We start from the raw sequence: 16763 nt of genomic DNA, 5'->3' as shown, positions 1-16763 counted from the left end.
GACAACGAGCGAACGGTAGCGCCATGAGCAGGGCCCTCTTCATCATCGATGTGCAGAACGACTTCACGGAGGGCGGTTCGCTCGGCGTCGACGGCGGCAACGCGGTCGCGGCCGGAATCACCCGCCTGCTCGCCGAGCACCCCGGCCGTTACGACCACGTCTTCGCCTCGCGCGACTGGCACGATGCCGACAACGACAACGGCGGGCACATCTCCGACCACCCCGACTACGTCGATACCTGGCCGCCGCACTGCGTCGCCGGAACGCCGGGAGCGGAGTACAACCCGGCCCTCGATACGTCGGCGGTCGACATCCACGTCAAAAAGGGACAGGGCAAGCCCGCCTACTCGATTTTTGAAGGAGTGACGGCGGATGGCGCGACCGTCGCCGCGGCTCTGGACGAGTTGGGCGTGACCGACATCGACGTCGCGGGAATCGCCACCGACTACTGCGTGCGGGCCAGCGCGCTCGACGCGCTCGCGGCCGGCAGGAACGTCACGCTGCTCGCCGACCTCGCCGCGGGGGTCGCGGCCGACTCGAGCGCCGCGGCGCTCGTCGAGCTCGAGGCCGCCGGCGTCACGATCAGCGAGGCGGACGAAGTATGACCATCTCCGAGAGCGACCTGCTCGCCAAGGTGCCCGACCGCCTGTTCATCGGCGGCCACTGGGTCGAATCGACCTCGGGCCGCAGCCTCGACGTGCTCGACCCGTCGACGGGCCTCGTGCTCAAGTCGATCGCCGACGCGTCGGTCGCCGACGCCGCTGCGGCGATGGATGCCGCGGCCGACGCCCAGGCATCGTGGGCTGCCACCGCTCCGCGGGTCCGCGGCGAGATTCTGCGAAGCGCGTTCGACCTGCTGCAGGAGCGCGCGGACGAGTTCGCGCTGCTCATGACGCTCGAGATGGGAAAGCCGCTCGCCGAGGCGCGCGGCGAAGTGACCTACGGCGGCGAGTTCCTGCGCTGGTTCAGCGAGGAAGCGGTGCGTATCTCGGGCCGCTACGGCTCGAACCCCGAGGGCACCGGGCGCATGATCGTCACGCACCTTCCCGTGGGGCCGTCGTACCTGATCACGCCGTGGAACTTCCCGCTGGCGATGGCGACGCGCAAGATCGCGCCCGCCCTCGCCGCCGGCTGCACGGTCATCGTGAAGCCCGCCGAGCTGACCCCCCTCACCACGCTCTTCTTCGCGCGCCTGCTGCAGGAGGTGGGGCTGCCGGCCGGCGTGCTCAACGTGCTCACCACCTCGGCCTCGGGGGAGGTCTCCGCGCCGATCATCGCCGACCCGCGCCTGCGCAAACTGAGCTTCACCGGCTCGACCCCGGTCGGCCGCACCCTGCTCAAGCAGGCCGCCGACAACGTGCTGCGCACCTCGATGGAACTCGGCGGCAACGCCCCGTTCGTGGTCTTCGACGACGCGGACCTCGACAAAGCGGTCGACGGCGCGATGCTCGCCAAGTTCCGCAACATCGGGCAGGCCTGCACGGCGGCGAACCGCTTCATCGTGCACGAGTCGGTCGCCGAGGAGTTCACCAAGCGCATCACCGCCCGCGTGAACGAGCTCGTCATCGGGCGCGGCACCGAGGACGGCGTCGCGATCGGTCCGCTGATCAACGACGGCGCGGTCGACAAGGCCGACGCGCTCGTGCAGGACGCGATCGCCCGCGGGGCGACCCTCGTCACCGGCGGGTCGCGCGTCGACCGCGAGGGCAGCTTCTACCGCCCGACGGTGCTCTCGGGCGTGGTCGCCGGCAGCGACATCCTGCGTGAAGAAATCTTCGGGCCCGTCGTCACGGTCGTTCCCTTCACAGACGAAGAGGATGCCGTAGCCCTCGCCAACGCGACGGAGTACGGTCTCGTCGGCTACGTGTTCACGCGCGACCTCGCCCGCGGACAGCGGCTGGTCGAGAGCCTGCAGACCGGCATGATGGGCCTCAACGTCGGCGTCGTGTCGAACGCGGCCGCACCGTTCGGCGGCGTCAAGCAGTCGGGCATCGGGCGCGAGGGCGGGTCCGAGGGGATCCACGAGTACCTCGAGACCAAGTACGTGCTGACCCCCGACCCCTTCGGTCACTGAGCCTGTCGAAGTGCCGACTCTCATGACCGACGACACCCTTCGACAGGCTCAAGCACCGGTGTTCCCCGAAACCGACGTCACCGCCTCCCGCCCGCGCACCACGATCGTGCTCGCCTGGCTGGTGGTCGGCGCGCTCGTCGCGACGCTCGTCGTGGTCTTCGCCGTCGGCACCCTGACACACGTGCTGCGGGTCGGCAGCGAGGGGTCGCCGGTCCCGGGGCTGAGCGAGGTGGAGCAGAACATCGGCATCGACCTGCCCGACGACACCGAGGTGCTGGCCGCAGAACGCTCCGACGGGGCGTTCAGCGCCGAGCTGCTGCTGCCCGACGACACGCTGCCCGACTTCCCGCTCGCGGGCTACGCCACCGCCGAGTCGGCGAGCGAGGAACTGACCCCGGCGCTCGCCGGCGAGACCGTGGTCGAATACCTGGCCGCCGCGAGCTCCACGCTCGAGGCGAGCGCGGCGATCGTGGAGCGTGACGGCCGGGCGGTGCTGTTCGTCGACGTGCGCGCCGTCGGGTAAAAACGTCCGCTTCCGGCCCCATTACGATGACTCTATGAGCGCAGAACCCACGCCCGGCACCACGGGCGTCGCTGCCCGTCGGCCCCGCGGCCTCGTCGTCGGCCTGCTGATCGCCGTTGTCGTGCTGGCCGTCGTGGTCGTCGTGTTCGTGATCTGGATGACCACGCACGTCGTGCAGGTCGGCACCGACAACACGCCCCGGTTGACCGTCGGCGAGGTGGAGCACAGCTCGGGCATCGACCTGCCCGAGGACGCGGTCGTCCTCGAGAACACCCGCACCATCGAGGTATTCACCGCCCGGGTCGAGCTGCCGTCGGGCGAGCTCCCGGACTTCGCCGGCGCGGGCTACTCGCCGGTCGACGAGCCGAGCGTCGAACTGGAAGACGAACTGGGCTCCGCCGCCTCGGACGAGTTCTACGCGGGCGAGAACGAGGACCGCGTCGGCAGCGTCGCCGTCGTCGACGACGGCGGCACCACCGTGCTGTACATCGACGTGCGCACCACCCCGTACACGGTCAGATAGTGCCGGTCATCCGGGTCACGGACCTCGACGACCCGCGTCTCGCCGACTTCGCCCACCGCACCGACGTCGCCCTCAAGAACGGCAGCCGCACCGAGCACGGGCTGTACATCGCCGAGTCGGCGCTCGTGCTCGAACGCGCGCTCCGGGCCGGGCACTCGCCGCGGGCGGTGCTCGCCCTCGGCGGCACCGTCGACGAGGCGGTGGCGCTCGTCGGCGACGACGTCGACGTGTTCTCCGGCCCCGGCGAGCTGCTCGCCGAGCTGACCGGCTACATCCTGCACCGCGGGCTCATCGCGTCGATGCACCGGCCGGCGCTGCCTCCCGTGTCCGACCTGATCGCCGACGCGCGCCGCATCGTGATCCTCGAGAACGTGGTCGACCCGACCAACGTCGGCGCGATCTTCCGCTCGGTCGCGGCGATCGGCGCGGACGCCGTGCTGGTCACCCCGCGCTGCTCCGACCCGTTCTACCGGCGGGCGATCCGCGTCTCGATGGGCACCGTGCTGCAGGTGCCGTGGACGCGCGTGGGGGACTGGGCGTCGACCCGGTCGCTGCTGACCGCGGCGGGCTTCCACATCGCGGCGCTCGCGCTGACCGACGACGCCGTCTCGCTGCGGTCGTTCGCCGCGGACGCCCCCGAACGGGTCGCGCTCGTGCTCGGCACCGAGGGCGAGGGGCTGACGGACGAGGCGATCGCCGCCGCCGACACGGTCGTGCAGATCCCGATGGCGCACGGCATCGACAGCCTCAACGTGGCCGCGACGGCCGCGGTGGCGATGTACGCGCTGGCGCTGTAGGGTCCCTGAGTCTGTCGAAGGGACGCTTCAATGGCCATTCCCGACACGCCACCAGCTGCCCGACAGGACGCGCGGCCGCGGTTCGGCCAGTTCGTCCTGCCGAACGTGCGACGGGCGCAATCCGTCCTGTCGGACGACGCTTCGACAGGCTCAGCGACCGCGTCTCACACCAGCAACTGGTGCTTCGCGAGCTCCTTGTAGAGCGGCGTCGAGACGACGAGTTCGGAGTGCGTGCCCACTCCGACGACGCGTCCGTGGTCGAGCACCACGATCTGGTCGGAGTCGACCACGGTCGACAGGCGGTGCGCGATCACGATGAGCGTGCGGTTCTCGGCGACCGCGTCGATCGCCTCGCGCAGCATCTGCTCGTTGAGCCCGTCGAGCGACGACGTCGACTCGTCGAGCAGCAGGATCGGGGGAGCGGCGAGAAGCGTGCGCGCGATCGCCAGGCGCTGGCGTTCGCCGCCCGAGAGCATCACGCCGTCTTCGCCGACCGCGGCGCCGAGCCCGAGTTCGTTGCGCTCCAGCACCTCCATGAGGTTGACCGAGCGCAGCACCTCGATGCACTGCTCGTCGGTGGCCTCGGGAGCGCCGAGCAGCAGGTTCTCGCGGATCGTTCCGGCGAGCACCGGGGCGTCCTGTTCCACGTATCCGATCTGCGACCGCAGCGTCTCGCGGTCGATGGCGCGCACGTCGATGCCGCCGAGGCGCACGGCCCCGGCCGACGGGTCGTAGAAGCGCTCGATCAGGGCGAGGATCGTGCTCTTTCCCGCACCCGACGGGCCCACGAGCGCCGTGCGCTTGCCGCGTTCCGCCGAGAACGAGACGCCGTGCAGCACGGTGAGGTCGTGCGGCTCGGCGGGCAACGCGACGGGCGACGTCGAGACGACCTCCGCGACGGCCTTGGCGATCTCGTCCTTCTTCGCGCCCTCGGGGTAGGAGAATTCCACGTTCTCGAACGTGATGGCGGCGTCGGTCGCGATGTCGGGCGCCGCGGCATCCGCCAGCGTCGGGTCGAACGTGTTCTCGTTCGGCAGGGCGATGATCTCCTGGATGCGGCCGAGGGCGCCGAGCGCCTGGTTGACCGAGTTCAGGGCGCCGAAGGCCTGGCCGAGCGGCATGATCATCATGAACAAGAAGAGGATGAAGGCGACGAGGCTCGCGATCTCGATCGCCCCGCTCGCCACCCGGAAACCGCCGACGCCGAGCACGACGAGCAGCGAGACCTGCAGCGCGATGCCCGCGATCGGCACCACGAGGGCGGAGATCTTGGCGACCTGGATCCCCATCGCCCACGCACCCTTCGCGTCCTCTTCGATCTTGACGATCTCCCGCTCGGTGGCGTTGGAGGCACGGACGGTGCGGATGGCGCTGATGGCACGTTCGACGGAGGCGGCGAGGTCGCCGACCTTCTCCTGCTGCTTGCGGCTGACCACGCGGATGCGGCCGGAGAGCAGCACGACCGTGACGATCGACACGGCGATGACGGCGACGGTGAGGCCGAGGAGCACGGGGTCGATGATCAGCATGGCGATCAACGCTCCGACGAACAGCACCGCTCCGCCGAGCGCGTCCACGAGGCCCTGCGTGATCACGGCGTAGAGCAGCGTGGTGTCGCTGCCGACACGGGAGACGAGGTCGCCGGTGCGGCGCGTGTCGAACTCGCTGATCGGCAGACGGAGGATGCGCTGCACGAGCTGGCGGCGGGCGGAGAGCACGACGCTGGTGCCCGTGCGCTGCAGCAGGTAGTGCTGGAAACCGTTGAGCAGCGCCGACAGCACGACGAGCGCGACGAGAACCCAGACGAGGTTGCCGAGCGCGTCGCCCTCCTGCACCTTCTTGACGACCTCCTGCACCAGCAGCGGCTGCGCGAGGGACGCGCCGGCCGCGAGCAGGCTGAGCACGATGACGACGCCGAGCACCTTCTTGTGCTCGAGCAGGTAGGGCAGCAGCTGGCTGAACTTGGCGCGGGGGCCGTCGTCTTTCGCGGCGCGGCCGCCGCGGCTGCCGCGCCCGGGGCGCGCTGAGGTAGTGGAACTCATGGTGTCTTTTCTCGTGGGTGGCGCTACGAGCGCCCGTACTTCTTGTGGACGGCTTGGCGGGAGATGCCGAGGGCCAGTGCGATGAGCTGCCAGGACGCGCCGGTGTTACGGGCGCGGCGGGCGGTGACGGCTTCGACGCGGTCGAGCTCTTTGCGCAGTTGGGCTATCGCGTTCAGGGCCTCGATCGGGTCATCCGAGCCCGCGCCGGCGGCGAGGGTGTGAATGGTGACGTGGTCCATGGTTGTCAACCGTAGTTGACGCATCGACGGGTGTCAACTCACGTTGACAGTGGAATACCGGCGGCCCCCTGCCCGGTTGCACCACTGCATGAGAGCTATCGCCTACGACGAGACCGGAGCATCCTCGGTGCTCACCCTGCGCGACGTGCCGGTGGTCGCACCGGCTGCCGGCGAGGTGCGCGTGCGCATCGCCGTCTCCGGCGTGAACCCCACCGACTGGAAGGCGCGGGCCGCGGCCCCGCAGCGTTTCGAGAAGCCTAAGACCCCGAATCAGGATGGCGCGGGCCTGGTCGATGCCGTCGGCGACGACGTGACGGGCCTGAGCGTGGGCGACCGCGTCTGGGTGTGGGACGCCGCCTTCGAGCGCGACCAGGGCACGGCGCAGGAGTTCGCGATCGTGCCGGCCGCGCAGGTCGTGCCGCTGCCCGACGACGCGTCGTTCGATCTCGGCGCCTCGCTCGGCATCCCCGCACTCACCGCTCACCGCGCGCTCACCGCGAACGAGAACGGGCCGTCGCGCCTCGCGCCGGGTGCTCTCGACGGCACGGTCGTGCTCGTGACCGGCGGCGCGGGCGCGGTCGGCCACGCGGCGATCCAGCTCGCGCGCTGGGCCGGCGCCACCGTGATCACCACCGTCAGCGGCGACGAGAAGGCCGAACTCGCCCGCCGTGCCGGGGCGCACCACGTGGTGAACTACAGAACCACGGATGTCGCGGCCGCCGTGCGCGCCGTCTCCGAGCGCGGCGTCGACACGATCGTCGACGTCAACGTGCTCGCGAACCTGGCGACCGACCTCGACGTGGTCGCGTTCGGCGGCACCATCGCGATCTACGCCTCTGACTTCGACTCCACGGAGCCGCTTCCCGTGCCGATCGGCCCGAGCATGCGCAAGAACGTGCGCTTCCAGTTCGTGCTGACCTACACGGTCACCGACGCGCAGAAGCGCGACGCGGTCGCGGCGGTCTCCGCGGCCGTCGCCGACGGTGCGCTGCCCGTGGGCGAGGAACACGGACTGCCGATCACCCGGTTCGCGCTGGAAGAGACGGGCGCCGCGCACGACGCGGTCGAGAACGGGGCCGTCGGCAAGGTGCTGGTCGACGTCGCGAGCGTCTAACGCCCGAAGCGCGTCGTGACCCCGGGGGAGTAGAGCACCGAGTCGGGCGCGCGGCCGGCGAGCGACGGGAACCCCGCTTTGGCGAGCAGGGTGTCGTCGAGCGAGTCGAGCCGTGCCTCGAACAGCGGCCACGGCGCGTGGTGGTTTCGCAGGTAGAGCGTGCGGCCGCGCACCCGGGTGAACAACGCCCAGCGTGCGGTGAGGAAGTCGGCGAGCGGGTCGTCCAGCACGGGGACGTCACCCGCCGTCGCGACGATGCGGGACGCGGCATCCGGGGCACCGTGTCTTCTCGACCGGTAGTCGAAGGTGTCGCCGTCGCGCTCGAGCGTCGTGCGCGACCAGACGTAGGGCAGGGCGAAGATCGCCCGCGCGGCGAGCACCGCGGCCAGCCGCGATGCCTCGAGCGAGACGAAGACCACGCCGCGGCGCCCCCGCGCGTCGACCGCGTAGAGCCGCACGTTGACCTCGACGAAGTCGCCGAAGTACGGCACCGGCGGGCTGCCGAACACGGTCGCGCGGTCGAGCACGAACGGGATCAGCCCCACCCATGCCGACCCGTCGAAGACGTCGGGGGTGAGGCCGGCCGGCAGCAGGGGCGCGACGTCGGCGGCATCCGCCCGCCAGTGCAGGAAGACCAGGTGCGACCAGCGCTGGCTGGCCACCGACCTGCTCTCGAGCGCCGGAGCGGTCGGAGAGATCGGTTCGCGGGTCACGGGCCCACACTAGCCGGGCGGATGACGCGTCAGGCCTTGCTCGGCGGTTCGACCTCGTCCGTGCCGGCGGCCGTCGGGGTCGCGGTCACAGCAACGGCCTCGTCGTCGCTGTCGTCTTCCATGCCCTCCATCACCGGGACGGTGCTGGCCAGCGGGATCTCCTTGATGAAGAACAGCATGACGACCGCGATGACCATCAGCGGCACGAGGAACAGGTAGATCGGCGTGAGCGCGTTCGCGTAGGCCGTGCTGATCAGGTCGTGCAGCTCGGTCGGCAGCGCGTTGATCGCGGCGGGCGTCAGCGAGTTGGCGCCGGCGCTCTCGCCCGAACCGAACGTGTCGGCGAGCTCGGCCACGAGGCGGGTCGAGAAGACGCTGCCGACGACGGCGGAACCGACGGTCGCACCGATCTCGCGGAAGAAGGCGTTGGCGGCGGTCGCCGTACCGAGCACCTTGTGGGGCACCGAGTTCTGCACGATGAGCACGAGCACCTGGATGGTGAGGCCGAGGCCGGCGCCGAGCACGAACAGGTAGACGCCGGTGACGAACGGGCTGGTGGTCGCGGTGAGGGTGGAGAACAGCACGAGGGCGACGCCGATGAGCGCGGCGCCGGTGATCGGCATCCACTTGTACCGGCCGGTCTTCGACATCAGGATTCCGCTGCCGACCGCGGTGATCAGCAGGCCGACGAGCATGGGCAGCAGGAGCAGGCCCGACTCGGTGGCGTTGATGCCGTTGGCGATCTGCAGGAACGTGGGCATGTAGCCGATCGCGCCGAACATGGCGACACCGGTGAGTAGACCCGCGACGGTGGTGATGGTGAAGTTGCGGTCCTTGAACAGCGTGAGCGGGATGATCGGCTCGACGGCCGTGGTCTCGGCCCAGACGAACAGGGCGGCGGCGACGACGGTCAGCGCGATGAGCGCGATGATGACGATCGAGTCCCACTCGTACTCGGTTCCGCCCCAGGAGGTGACGAGCACGAGGCTCGTGGTGGCGATCGCGATGAGGGCGGTGCCCAGGTAGTCGATCTTCGGCCGGGCGCGGTTGGCGCGCTTCGGCAGGCGGATGAAGATCGCGGCGGTGGCGATCGCGGCGATGCCGAGGGGGATGTTGATCCAGAACGCCCAGCGCCAGGTCAGCGAGTCGGTGAACAGTCCGCCGAGCAGCGGGCCGACGACGGCGGAGAAAGCGAAGACGGCGCCGATGAACCCGCCGTACTTGCCACGGTCACGCGGCGGCACGACGTCGGCGATGATGGCCTGGCTGAGGATCATTAGCCCGCCGCCGCCGAGGCCCTGGATGGCACGGCCGGCGATGAGCAGCTCCATGTTGGTGGCGAAACCGCCGATGATCGAGCCGACGATGAAGATTGAGAGCGCCACCAGGAACAGCGTCTTGCGGCCGATGAGGTCGCCGAGCTTTCCGTACATCGGCATCACGACGGTGGCGCCGAGGATGTAGGCCGTGGCAACCCACAGCATGTGCTGCACGCCGTCGAGCTCGCCCACGATGGTGGGCAGAGCGGTGCCGAGGATCGTCTGGTCGAGCGACGAGAGCAGCATCGCCACCATGAGGGCTATGAAGATCGGGATGATGCGCGTCTTGTCGGCGCTGGCGCCCGGAGTGGTTGCCGGGACTTTCGCTGTGGTGGTCATTCCGTCTTTCCGAGAGTGAGTGTGGCGGTGATGGAGTCGACCGCGTGGTCGAAGAAAATGACGAGATCGTGGGCGGATGTCGGTTGCCGACTCCAGCGGATGAACGCGAGCCGCGCGGCGGCGGTCACCGTCACCGTGATGGCGAGGGCCTGGTCGTCCCGGTCGGGGCCGGCGGGAACGCCGGATTCGGCCAGATAGGAGTCGACGTGGCGGGTGATCGATTCCTCGATGAGGGCGATCTTCTCCATCTCGCGGGCGAGCAGCGCGGGGGTGCGCGCGAACACCTCGCGGCGACGGTTGTCGATGTCGACCGACGAGTCGTCGAGCTGGGCGATGCCCGCGCGCACCACGGCGGCCGCGAAGCCGAACGGGGAGTGTGCCACGATCGTCGACACGTCGATGTCGGGGGCGATCTCCTGCTCGCGGGCGATACCGAGCACCGCGTCCGCCTTGTCGGCAAAGTGGTTGAAGAAGGTGCGCGGCGTGACGTCGGCCCGCTCGGCGATGGCCTCGATGGTGACTCCGTCGAAGCCGTGCTCGAGCACGAGGTCGACGGCGGCCGCCTCGATCGTGACGCGGGTGCGCAGCTTCTTGCGCTCGCGCATTCCGGGTTGTCCGATCGTCATTGCGCAATCATTACACACTGTGAAGCGTTTCGCACTGTGAATTTAATGGCCGAGGGAGCCTGCGACCGGGGTTCGGTGAAACCCGTACCCCGACACCCCGCTCCGCCCCTAAGATCGACCCCGTGCCAGCGCCCGTCATCACAGCCTCCTCCCTGACCAAGACGTACAAGGGTGTCGCCGCCGTGGACGGAATCTCGTTCGAGGTCGCCCCCGGCGAATCGTTCGGGCTCCTCGGACCGAACGGCGCCGGCAAGTCGACGACGATGCGCATGGTCGGCGCCGTCTCCACCCGCACGGGCGGCGACCTGAGCATCCTCGGCCTCGACCCGAACCAGTACGGGCCCGAGATCCGTTCCCAGCTCGGCGTCGTGCCGCAGGCCGACAACCTCGACCAAGAGCTCAAGGTGCGCGAGAACCTGCTCGTCTACGGCCGCTACTTCGGTATTCCGCGCGCGGTCGTCGCGAAGCGCGCCGACGAGCTGCTCGAGTTCGCGCAGTTGGCCGACAGGGCGAAAGCGCGCGTCGACGATCTCTCCGGCGGCATGAAGCGCCGCCTCACCATCGCGCGGGCCCTCGTCAACGATCCCAAGATCCTGCTGCTCGACGAGCCGACCACGGGCCTCGACCCGCAGGCGCGGCACATCCTCTGGGACCGGCTGTTCCGGCTCAAGGAACAGGGCACGACCCTCGTGCTCACCACCCACTACATGGACGAGGCCGAGCAGCTCTGCGACCGCCTCGTCGTCGTCGACAAGGGAACGATCATGGCCGAGGGGTCGCCCGCCGACCTGATCCGCGCCCACTCCAGTCGCGAGGTGCTCGAGGTGCGATTCGGGTCCGACCGCAACGCGGCAGCGGCCGAGCAGCTCGCCGGGGTCGGCGACCGCGTCGAGGTGCTGCCCGACCGCATCCTCGTCTACAGTGCCGACGGCGAGGCCGTGCTGGCCGAACTGCTGCGCCGCGGTCTCGACCCGATCACCAGCCTCGTCCGCCGGTCGAGTCTCGAAGACGTCTTCCTGCGGCTCACCGGACGGACGTTGGTCGAATGAGTACCACCAGCGGGTCGAGCCTGTCGCGGCCCACAGCGCCGGGTGCGAACAGCAGGGTTTCGACAAGTTCGATCCGCCCCCGACGCTACGGCTCCTGGTACGTCGCCGAACACCGCCTGGTCGGCATGCGCGCCTTCGCGCAGACGATCGTCGCCACCAGCATCGGCAACCCGCTCGTCTACCTCTTCGCCCTCGGTGTCGGGCTCGCGAGTCTCGTCGACGCCAGCATCGACAGCGGCGCCGGCGCGCAGGTCGGCTACCTCACGTTCGTGGCGCCCGCCCTGCTGGCGACTGCCGCCGTCACCGTCTCGGCCGAGGAGTTCACCTACCCGGTGCTCGCGTCGTTCAAGTGGAACCCCGTCTTCTCGTCGATGCGCTCGGCACCGGTCTCCTCGGCGCAGATCGCCAACGGCACGATCATCGCCGTGGTCATCCGCATGGTCGTGACCTGTGTCATCTACTTCGGCGTCATGGTGCTCTTCGGGGCCGTGCCGTCGATACTCGGGGCCGCCGGCATCCTCACGGCAACTCTCACCGGCGTCGCCGTCGGGGTGCTCATCATGGCCTACACCTCGACCGTGCAGGAAGACAAAGGCCAGATGGCCATCATCATGCGCTTCATCATCACGCCGATGTTCCTGTTCTCCGGCACGTTCTTCCCGCTCGCCCAGCTGCCGCTCTACCTGCAGTGGATCGGCTGGATCTCGCCGCTCTGGCACGGCACCGAACTCGGGCGCGTGCTGGCCTACGGTCTGGAGGAGCCACTCTGGCTCACCGCCGTGCACGTCGTGTATCTCGTGCTGATCACGGTGGCGGGATGGCGCGTGTGCCAGGTCATCGTCACGAGGCGGCTCGACAAATGACGACGACTCCCAGCGCGCCCGTCTTCGTCGCGCCCGCCACGGGCTCGCGGCTACGCGCGCTCTACGCCGGCAATTCACGCGCCGTCATCAGCCGCGGCTTTCTGGCGACGAAGAGTTCCAACTACTGGGTGGTGCTCAGCGGGTTCTTCGAGCCGGTCTTCTACCTGCTGTCGATGGGGCTCGGCCTCGGGGCCCTCGTCGGCACCGTCTCCACCACGACCGGGCAGGAGGTGCCGTACGCGGCGTTCATCGCGCCCGCCCTGCTCGCCGTCTCGGCGATGAACGGCGCCGTGTACGACTCGACCTGGAACGTCTTCTTCAAGATGAACTACGCGAAGATCTACGAGGGCATGCTGAGCACGTCGCTCGGCCCGCTCGACGTGGCGCTCGGCGAGATCTTCCTGGCGCTGCTGCGCGGGGCGCTCTACGCGGTGGGGTTTATGGCCGTCATGCAGGTGCTCGGGCTCAACCTGTCGTGGACCGCGCTGCTCGCCCTGCCGGCCGTGCTGCTCATCGCCTTCGGCTTCGCGAGCTTCGGCATGGCCGTGACCTCGTACATGAAGACGTTCCAGCAGATGGACTGGGTGAACTTCGTGCTGCTGCCGATGTTCCTGTTCTCGGCGACGTTCTACCCGATCACGGTGTACCCCGAGCCGGTGCAGTGGGTCGTGCAGGCGCTGCCGCTCTGGCACGGGGTCGAACTCGTGCGCGGTCTGACGACCGGGGCGCTCAGCGTCGCGATGCTCGGGCACGTGCTGTACTACGTGGTGATGATCGCCGTCGGCCTGATCTTCACGACGAAGCGCCTGCGAGCGCTGTTCCTCGACTGACCGCCCCGGCGGGTTGAGCCCGTCGCAACCCGTCTCGCGAGGCCGGTTTCGACAGGCTCGACCACCGATCGGTCAGGCCCGGATGTCGCGCAGGATCGCCGCCGTCGCCAGCGCGGCCTCCGCTGCCTCGGCGCCCTTGTCTTCCTTCGAGTTCTCGAGCCCGGCACGGTCGATGCCCTGCTGCTCGTCGTCGAGGGTGAGGAGTCCGAAGCCCACGGGCTTGCCGGTCAACAGCGACGCCTGCGTGAGGCCGCTGGTCGCGGCATCCGACACGTATTCGAAATGCGGGGTACCGCCACGGATGATGACGCCGAGGGCCACCACCGCGTCGGCGCCCGCGTCGAGCGCCGCACGCGTGACGACGGGCAGCTCGAAGCTGCCGGGCACGCGGATCACGGTCACCTCCGCGCCCGAGGCGTCGAGCACCCGGCGCGCGCCGGCGAGCAGGCCGTCGGCGATCTGGGTGTGCCACTGGCCGGAGACGATCGTGACCTTGAGGCCGGTTCCGTCGGTGCTGATCTCGGGGGAGCCGTCGCCGCTCATATCGTGATGCCTTTCTTGCCCGCGAGGACTGCCTCGTCGAGAACCGCTGTACTGGGGAGGATGTGACCCATCCGGTCACGCTTTGCGTTGAGGTAGCCCTCGTTGTAACTGCCGACGCCCACGACGAGCGGCACCTGCTCGACCACGGTGATACCGCGTTCGCCCAGCTGCTTGAGCTTGTCGGGGTTGTTGGTGATGACCCGCACCTCGGAAATGCCGAGGTCTTCGAGGATCGCCACGGCAGCGCCGTAGTCGCGACCGTCGGCCGGGAAGCCGAGCGCGAGGTTCGCCTCGAGGGTGTCGAGGCCGTCCTCCTGCAGGCGGTAGGCCTTGAGCTTGTTGATCAGGCCGATGCCGCGTCCCTCGTGGCCGCGCATGTAGATGACGATGCCGCCCTTGGCCTGGATCGCCTCGAGCGCCGCGTCGAGTTGTGGGCCGCACTCGCACTTGAGCGAGCCGAAGACCTCGCCGGTGAGGCACTCGGAGTGCACGCGCACGAGCGCTCCGTTCTCCGGTTCGCCGGCGATGATCGCGAGGTGGTCGTAGCCGGTCATGCGGTCGCGGTAGGCGCGGAAGCGGAACGCCCCGTGCGTCGTGGGCACGGTGGTCTCCACCTCGAACAGCACGCGCGACGTCTCGGGGATGGCCACGGCGACGGGCACGGGCTCGTCGTGGTGCGTCTCGTCGAGGTACGCGATGAGTGCTTCGATCGTGATCACCGGCACCCCCTCGCGCTCGCCGAGTTCGATCAGGCCGGGCAGGCGCATCATCTCGCCGTCCTCGGCCACGATCTCGGAGATCGCGCCGACGGGTACGAGCCCGGCGAGCTTGAGCAGGTCGATCGTCGCCTCGGTGTGGCCGTCGCGCTCGCGTACGCCGCCCTCGACCGCGCGCAGCGGGAGGATGTGGCCCGGCCGGTGCAGGCTCGACGGTACCGACTCGATGTCGGCGAGCACCCGCAGGGTGTGGGCGCGGTCGGCGGCGCTGATGCCGGTGCTGAGGCGGTCGGCCGCGTCGACCGAGACCGTGTAGTTCGTGCCGCGCGGGTCTTCGTTCTCGGGCACCATCACTGGCAGCTCGAGGCGGTCGGCGATCTCGTTGGTCATCGGAGCGCAGATGAACCCCGACGAGTTGCGCACGAGCCAGGCGAGCCACTCCTGGCTGGCGAACTGGGCGGCGAGCACGACGTCGCCCTCGTTCTCGCGGCTCTCGTTGTCGACGACGATGATGGGGCGGCCGGCGCGCAGAGCGTCGAGCGCGGTGGGGATGTCGGCGAGGCTCATGAGAGCGTCCTTTCATTGAACTGCAGCATGCGCTCGACGTGGCGGGCGACGATGTCGGTCTCGATGTTCACGCTCTCGCCGACGGTGCGGGCGCCGAGGGTGGTGGCGGTGAGGGTCTCTGGGATCAGCGACACCTCGAACCAGTCGGCGCCGACGGCGCTCACGGTGAGCGAGACGCCGTCGACCGCGATCGAGCCCTTGCGGGCGACGAGGGCCGCGACATCCGGCGCCAGGGAAAAGCGCACGACGCGCCAGGCGCTGCCGTTCTCGATCGAGAGCACCGTGGCCGTACCGTCGATGTGGCCCTGCACGATGTGGCCGCCGAGGCGGTCGCCCACCTGCGCGGCGCGTTCGAGATTGACCTGCTGGCCGACGACCACGCCGCCGAGGGTCGACATCGCGATGGTCTCGGCCATGACGTCGGCGGTGAACCAGTCGGCACCCTGGTCGACGACGGTGAGGCAGACGCCGCTCACGCTGATCGAGTCGCCGTGCGACGCGTCGGAGGCGGCGAGCGGGGCGCGCACGGTAATGCGCGCGGCGTCGGCGGTGGGCTCCCATGCGGTGACCGCGCCGAGCTCTTCGATGATTCCGGTGAACACTTAGTTCCCTTCGGGGGTCGAAACCCGGCGGGGCCGGGCGGTAATGAGGATGTCCTCGCCGAGCGTCTCGACGGCGGTGATGCGCAGCCGGCGCTGGTCGCCGATGGTGCCGACGCCGATGTCGCCGACGGCGGTGCGCGCGCCGCCGAGCAGCGTCGGCGCCAGGTAGACGAGGTATTCGTCGACGAGTCCGGCCTCGATGACCGCGCTCGCCAGTGCGGGGCCGCCTTCGACGAAGACACGGCGGATGCCGCGGCCGAACAGCCCCTCCAGCACGAGCGACAGGTCCCGGGAGTGCGTCTCGATCAGACCCGCCGGGTGGCTGCGCAGTTTCGCGCCCGCCGGCACGTCCCGTTCGCCGACCACGACGGGCACGGGCTGGTGCGCCAGCAGCTCGCCGCCGTCGCCGCGCGCCGTGAGCGAGGGGTCGTCGGCGAGCACGGTACCGGTGCCCACGAGGATCGCGTCGCTCTGCGCGCGCTGTTCGTGCACGCGCTGACGTGCCGCGGTGCCGGTGATCCACTGGCTTGTGCCGTCGGCCGCGGCCGCGCGGCCGTCGAGGCTCGACGCCCACTTGACGGTGACCCACGGCCGGCCGAGACGGGCGGCGGTGAGCCATGGCTCGATGAACTCCTCGACCTCGGCGGCGAGCACGCCGCCTTCGACGGGGATGCCCGCGGCGCGGAGCGTGGAGGCGCCGCCCGAGGAGTGTGCGCCGGGGTCGGAGACCGCGTAGACGACACGGGCCACGCCCGCCTCGAGGAGGGCGACGGAGCACGGCCCCGTCCGGCCCGTGTGGTTGCAGGGCTCGAGGGTGACGACGGCGGTGAGCCCCGTGGCATCCTCGACCTTGGAGAGGGCGTCGATCTCGGCGTGCGGGGTGCCCGCGCCGCGGTGCCAGCCCTCCGCGACGATGCGGCCCGCGTCATCCACCAGCACACAGCCCACCTGGGGATTGCCGCCGGTGACGGGCCCGTGGGCGGCGAGGGAGAGCGCGTGACGCATCGACGCGTCGTACTCGCCTGGCTGGGTCATCCGGTGTCCTCAATCTTCGTCAGAAGACGGACTCCGGGTTATGGGTCGAGTCGACCGGCGCGTGGCTGCCCACGTCGCCCGTGCTTCCTCCTATCCGGACTGAGAGACCTCTCGATCTCATTACCGTCGGTCCCGGAATTCCACCAGGTCAACCGTCCACCCGAGCGAATCGGGAGTGCGGGTCGCGGACTATCACCGCCGGTTCGGACTTTCACCGACCCCGGAGCACGTTTACTGCTTGTTGCTACG

Annotated in this window: 18 protein-coding genes and 1 riboswitch; of the genes, 9 read left to right on the top strand and 9 right to left on the bottom strand. The window is 69.7% G+C overall.

The window, feature by feature from the left end; translation table 11 throughout:
* Positions 1 to 23 precede the first annotated feature (23 nt).
* Genes HD599_RS13225 through HD599_RS13205 form a run of 5 tightly spaced genes read left to right on the top strand, consistent with a single transcriptional unit; the run spans position 24 to position 3917 of the window.
* On the top strand, positions 24 to 605 hold the full coding sequence (locus HD599_RS13225) for an isochorismatase family protein (RefSeq protein WP_184238321.1): 582 nt from the start codon (positions 24 to 26) through the stop codon (positions 603 to 605).
* A complete protein-coding gene (locus tag HD599_RS13220; RefSeq protein ID WP_184238319.1) occupies positions 602 to 2074 on the top strand; it encodes an NAD-dependent succinate-semialdehyde dehydrogenase in 1473 nt (490 codons plus the stop codon). Before HD599_RS13225 ends, HD599_RS13220 begins: the two co-directional genes overlap by 4 nt.
* A gap of 10 nt (positions 2075 to 2084) precedes the next feature.
* Positions 2085 to 2597, top strand: a complete 513-nt coding sequence (locus tag HD599_RS13215; protein ID WP_184238317.1) for a hypothetical protein — start codon at positions 2085 to 2087, stop codon at positions 2595 to 2597.
* 34 nt (positions 2598 to 2631) lie between these two features.
* Positions 2632 to 3120 (top strand): hypothetical protein, encoded by a 489-nt coding sequence (locus HD599_RS18075; protein ID WP_184238315.1) that lies wholly within the window; start codon positions 2632 to 2634, stop codon positions 3118 to 3120.
* Positions 3120 to 3917: a TrmH family RNA methyltransferase gene (locus tag HD599_RS13205; RefSeq protein ID WP_184238313.1), complete on the top strand. Its 798-nt coding sequence runs from the start codon at positions 3120 to 3122 to the stop codon at positions 3915 to 3917. The genes HD599_RS18075 and HD599_RS13205 overlap by 1 nt, the downstream gene beginning before the upstream one ends.
* A gap of 164 nt (positions 3918 to 4081) precedes the next feature.
* On the opposite strand, the gene HD599_RS13200 is transcribed toward HD599_RS13205, so the two are convergent.
* Both HD599_RS13200 and HD599_RS13195 read right to left on the bottom strand, forming a co-directional pair.
* Positions 4082 to 5959, bottom strand: coding sequence for an ABC transporter ATP-binding protein (locus HD599_RS13200; RefSeq protein WP_184238311.1), 1878 nt, complete (start codon positions 5957 to 5959; stop codon positions 4082 to 4084).
* A 23-nt stretch (positions 5960 to 5982) separates the two neighbouring features.
* Positions 5983 to 6198: a hypothetical protein gene (locus tag HD599_RS13195; RefSeq protein ID WP_184238307.1), complete on the bottom strand. Its 216-nt coding sequence runs from the start codon at positions 6196 to 6198 to the stop codon at positions 5983 to 5985.
* An 88-nt stretch (positions 6199 to 6286) separates the two neighbouring features.
* Between HD599_RS13195 and HD599_RS13190 the strand changes: the two genes are divergently transcribed.
* Positions 6287 to 7312, top strand: a complete 1026-nt coding sequence (locus HD599_RS13190) for an NADPH:quinone reductase (RefSeq protein ID WP_184238305.1) — start codon at positions 6287 to 6289, stop codon at positions 7310 to 7312.
* On the opposite strand, the gene HD599_RS13185 is transcribed toward HD599_RS13190, so the two are convergent.
* From HD599_RS13185 to HD599_RS13175, 3 genes are read right to left on the bottom strand one after another with little or no spacing between them, the layout of a single operon-like run.
* Positions 7309 to 8025, bottom strand: a complete 717-nt coding sequence (locus HD599_RS13185; protein ID WP_184238303.1) for a DUF2071 domain-containing protein — start codon at positions 8023 to 8025, stop codon at positions 7309 to 7311. The two genes, HD599_RS13190 and HD599_RS13185, sit on opposite strands and share 4 nt — an antisense overlap.
* Positions 8026 to 8054: 29 nt before the next feature.
* Positions 8055 to 9683 (bottom strand): MDR family MFS transporter, encoded by a 1629-nt coding sequence (locus tag HD599_RS13180; RefSeq protein WP_184238301.1) that lies wholly within the window; start codon positions 9681 to 9683, stop codon positions 8055 to 8057.
* Complete coding sequence (locus tag HD599_RS13175) at positions 9680 to 10309, bottom strand: TetR family transcriptional regulator (RefSeq protein ID WP_184238299.1); 630 nt, start codon at positions 10307 to 10309, stop codon at positions 9680 to 9682. The genes HD599_RS13180 and HD599_RS13175 overlap by 4 nt, the downstream gene beginning before the upstream one ends.
* 122 nt (positions 10310 to 10431) lie before the next feature.
* On the opposite strand from HD599_RS13175, the gene HD599_RS13170 reads away from it, so the two are divergent.
* From HD599_RS13170 to HD599_RS13160, 3 genes are read left to right on the top strand one after another with little or no spacing between them, the layout of a single operon-like run.
* Positions 10432 to 11358 (top strand): ATP-binding cassette domain-containing protein, encoded by a 927-nt coding sequence (locus HD599_RS13170; protein ID WP_184238297.1) that lies wholly within the window; start codon positions 10432 to 10434, stop codon positions 11356 to 11358.
* Positions 11355 to 12221 carry an ABC transporter permease gene (locus tag HD599_RS13165; RefSeq protein ID WP_184238295.1) on the top strand — a complete coding sequence of 289 codons (867 nt, stop codon included), beginning with the start codon at positions 11355 to 11357 and terminating at the stop codon, positions 12219 to 12221. Before HD599_RS13170 ends, HD599_RS13165 begins: the two co-directional genes overlap by 4 nt.
* Entirely contained in the window at positions 12218 to 13051 is an 834-nt protein-coding gene (locus tag HD599_RS13160; RefSeq protein WP_184238293.1) for an ABC transporter permease, read from the top strand. The genes HD599_RS13165 and HD599_RS13160 overlap by 4 nt, the downstream gene beginning before the upstream one ends.
* Before the next feature lie 72 nt (positions 13052 to 13123).
* On the opposite strand, the gene ribH is transcribed toward HD599_RS13160, so the two are convergent.
* From ribH to ribD, 4 genes are read right to left on the bottom strand one after another with little or no spacing between them, the layout of a single operon-like run.
* Positions 13124 to 13594: a 6,7-dimethyl-8-ribityllumazine synthase gene (gene ribH, locus HD599_RS13155; RefSeq protein ID WP_184238291.1), complete on the bottom strand. Its 471-nt coding sequence runs from the start codon at positions 13592 to 13594 to the stop codon at positions 13124 to 13126.
* On the bottom strand, positions 13591 to 14877 hold the full coding sequence (gene ribA / locus HD599_RS13150) for a GTP cyclohydrolase II (RefSeq protein WP_184238289.1): 1287 nt from the start codon (positions 14875 to 14877) through the stop codon (positions 13591 to 13593). The genes ribH and ribA overlap by 4 nt, the downstream gene beginning before the upstream one ends.
* Complete coding sequence (locus HD599_RS13145) at positions 14874 to 15479, bottom strand: riboflavin synthase (protein ID WP_184238287.1); 606 nt, start codon at positions 15477 to 15479, stop codon at positions 14874 to 14876. The genes ribA and HD599_RS13145 overlap by 4 nt, the downstream gene beginning before the upstream one ends.
* Positions 15480 to 16514, bottom strand: a complete 1035-nt coding sequence (ribD, locus tag HD599_RS13140) for a bifunctional diaminohydroxyphosphoribosylaminopyrimidine deaminase/5-amino-6-(5-phosphoribosylamino)uracil reductase RibD (protein ID WP_184238285.1) — start codon at positions 16512 to 16514, stop codon at positions 15480 to 15482.
* A gap of 77 nt (positions 16515 to 16591) precedes the next feature.
* Positions 16592 to 16746, bottom strand: a riboswitch (FMN riboswitch).
* Positions 16747 to 16763 lie beyond the last annotated feature (17 nt).

Origin of the sequence: Conyzicola lurida (assembly GCF_014204935.1) — a bacterium.
In the GTDB taxonomy this organism is placed as follows: Bacteria; Actinomycetota; Actinomycetes; order Actinomycetales; family Microbacteriaceae; genus Conyzicola; species Conyzicola lurida.
Note: the sequence above shows the minus strand (reverse complement) of the source record. Positions and strands in the feature narration are given on the sequence as shown.

Coding starts and splice junctions, on each gene's coding strand:
- HD599_RS13190 (WP_184238305.1), top strand. CDS start 6,287: ATGAGAGCTATCGCCTACGACGAGACCGGAGCATCCTCGGTGCTCACC.
- ribA (WP_184238289.1), bottom strand. CDS start 14,877: ATGAGCCTCGCCGACATCCCCACCGCGCTCGACGCTCTGCGCGCCGGC.
- ribD (WP_184238285.1), bottom strand. CDS start 16,514: ATGACCCAGCCAGGCGAGTACGACGCGTCGATGCGTCACGCGCTCTCC.
- HD599_RS13160 (WP_184238293.1), top strand. CDS start 12,218: ATGACGACGACTCCCAGCGCGCCCGTCTTCGTCGCGCCCGCCACGGGC.
- HD599_RS13200 (WP_184238311.1), bottom strand. CDS start 5,959: ATGAGTTCCACTACCTCAGCGCGCCCCGGGCGCGGCAGCCGCGGCGGC.
- ribH (WP_184238291.1), bottom strand. CDS start 13,594: ATGAGCGGCGACGGCTCCCCCGAGATCAGCACCGACGGAACCGGCCTC.
- HD599_RS18075 (WP_184238315.1), top strand. CDS start 2,632: ATGAGCGCAGAACCCACGCCCGGCACCACGGGCGTCGCTGCCCGTCGG.
- HD599_RS13165 (WP_184238295.1), top strand. CDS start 11,355: ATGAGTACCACCAGCGGGTCGAGCCTGTCGCGGCCCACAGCGCCGGGT.
- HD599_RS13225 (WP_184238321.1), top strand. CDS start 24: ATGAGCAGGGCCCTCTTCATCATCGATGTGCAGAACGACTTCACGGAG.
- HD599_RS13220 (WP_184238319.1), top strand. CDS start 602: ATGACCATCTCCGAGAGCGACCTGCTCGCCAAGGTGCCCGACCGCCTG.
- HD599_RS13180 (WP_184238301.1), bottom strand. CDS start 9,683: ATGACCACCACAGCGAAAGTCCCGGCAACCACTCCGGGCGCCAGCGCC.
- HD599_RS13175 (WP_184238299.1), bottom strand. CDS start 10,309: ATGACGATCGGACAACCCGGAATGCGCGAGCGCAAGAAGCTGCGCACC.
- HD599_RS13195 (WP_184238307.1), bottom strand. CDS start 6,198: ATGGACCACGTCACCATTCACACCCTCGCCGCCGGCGCGGGCTCGGAT.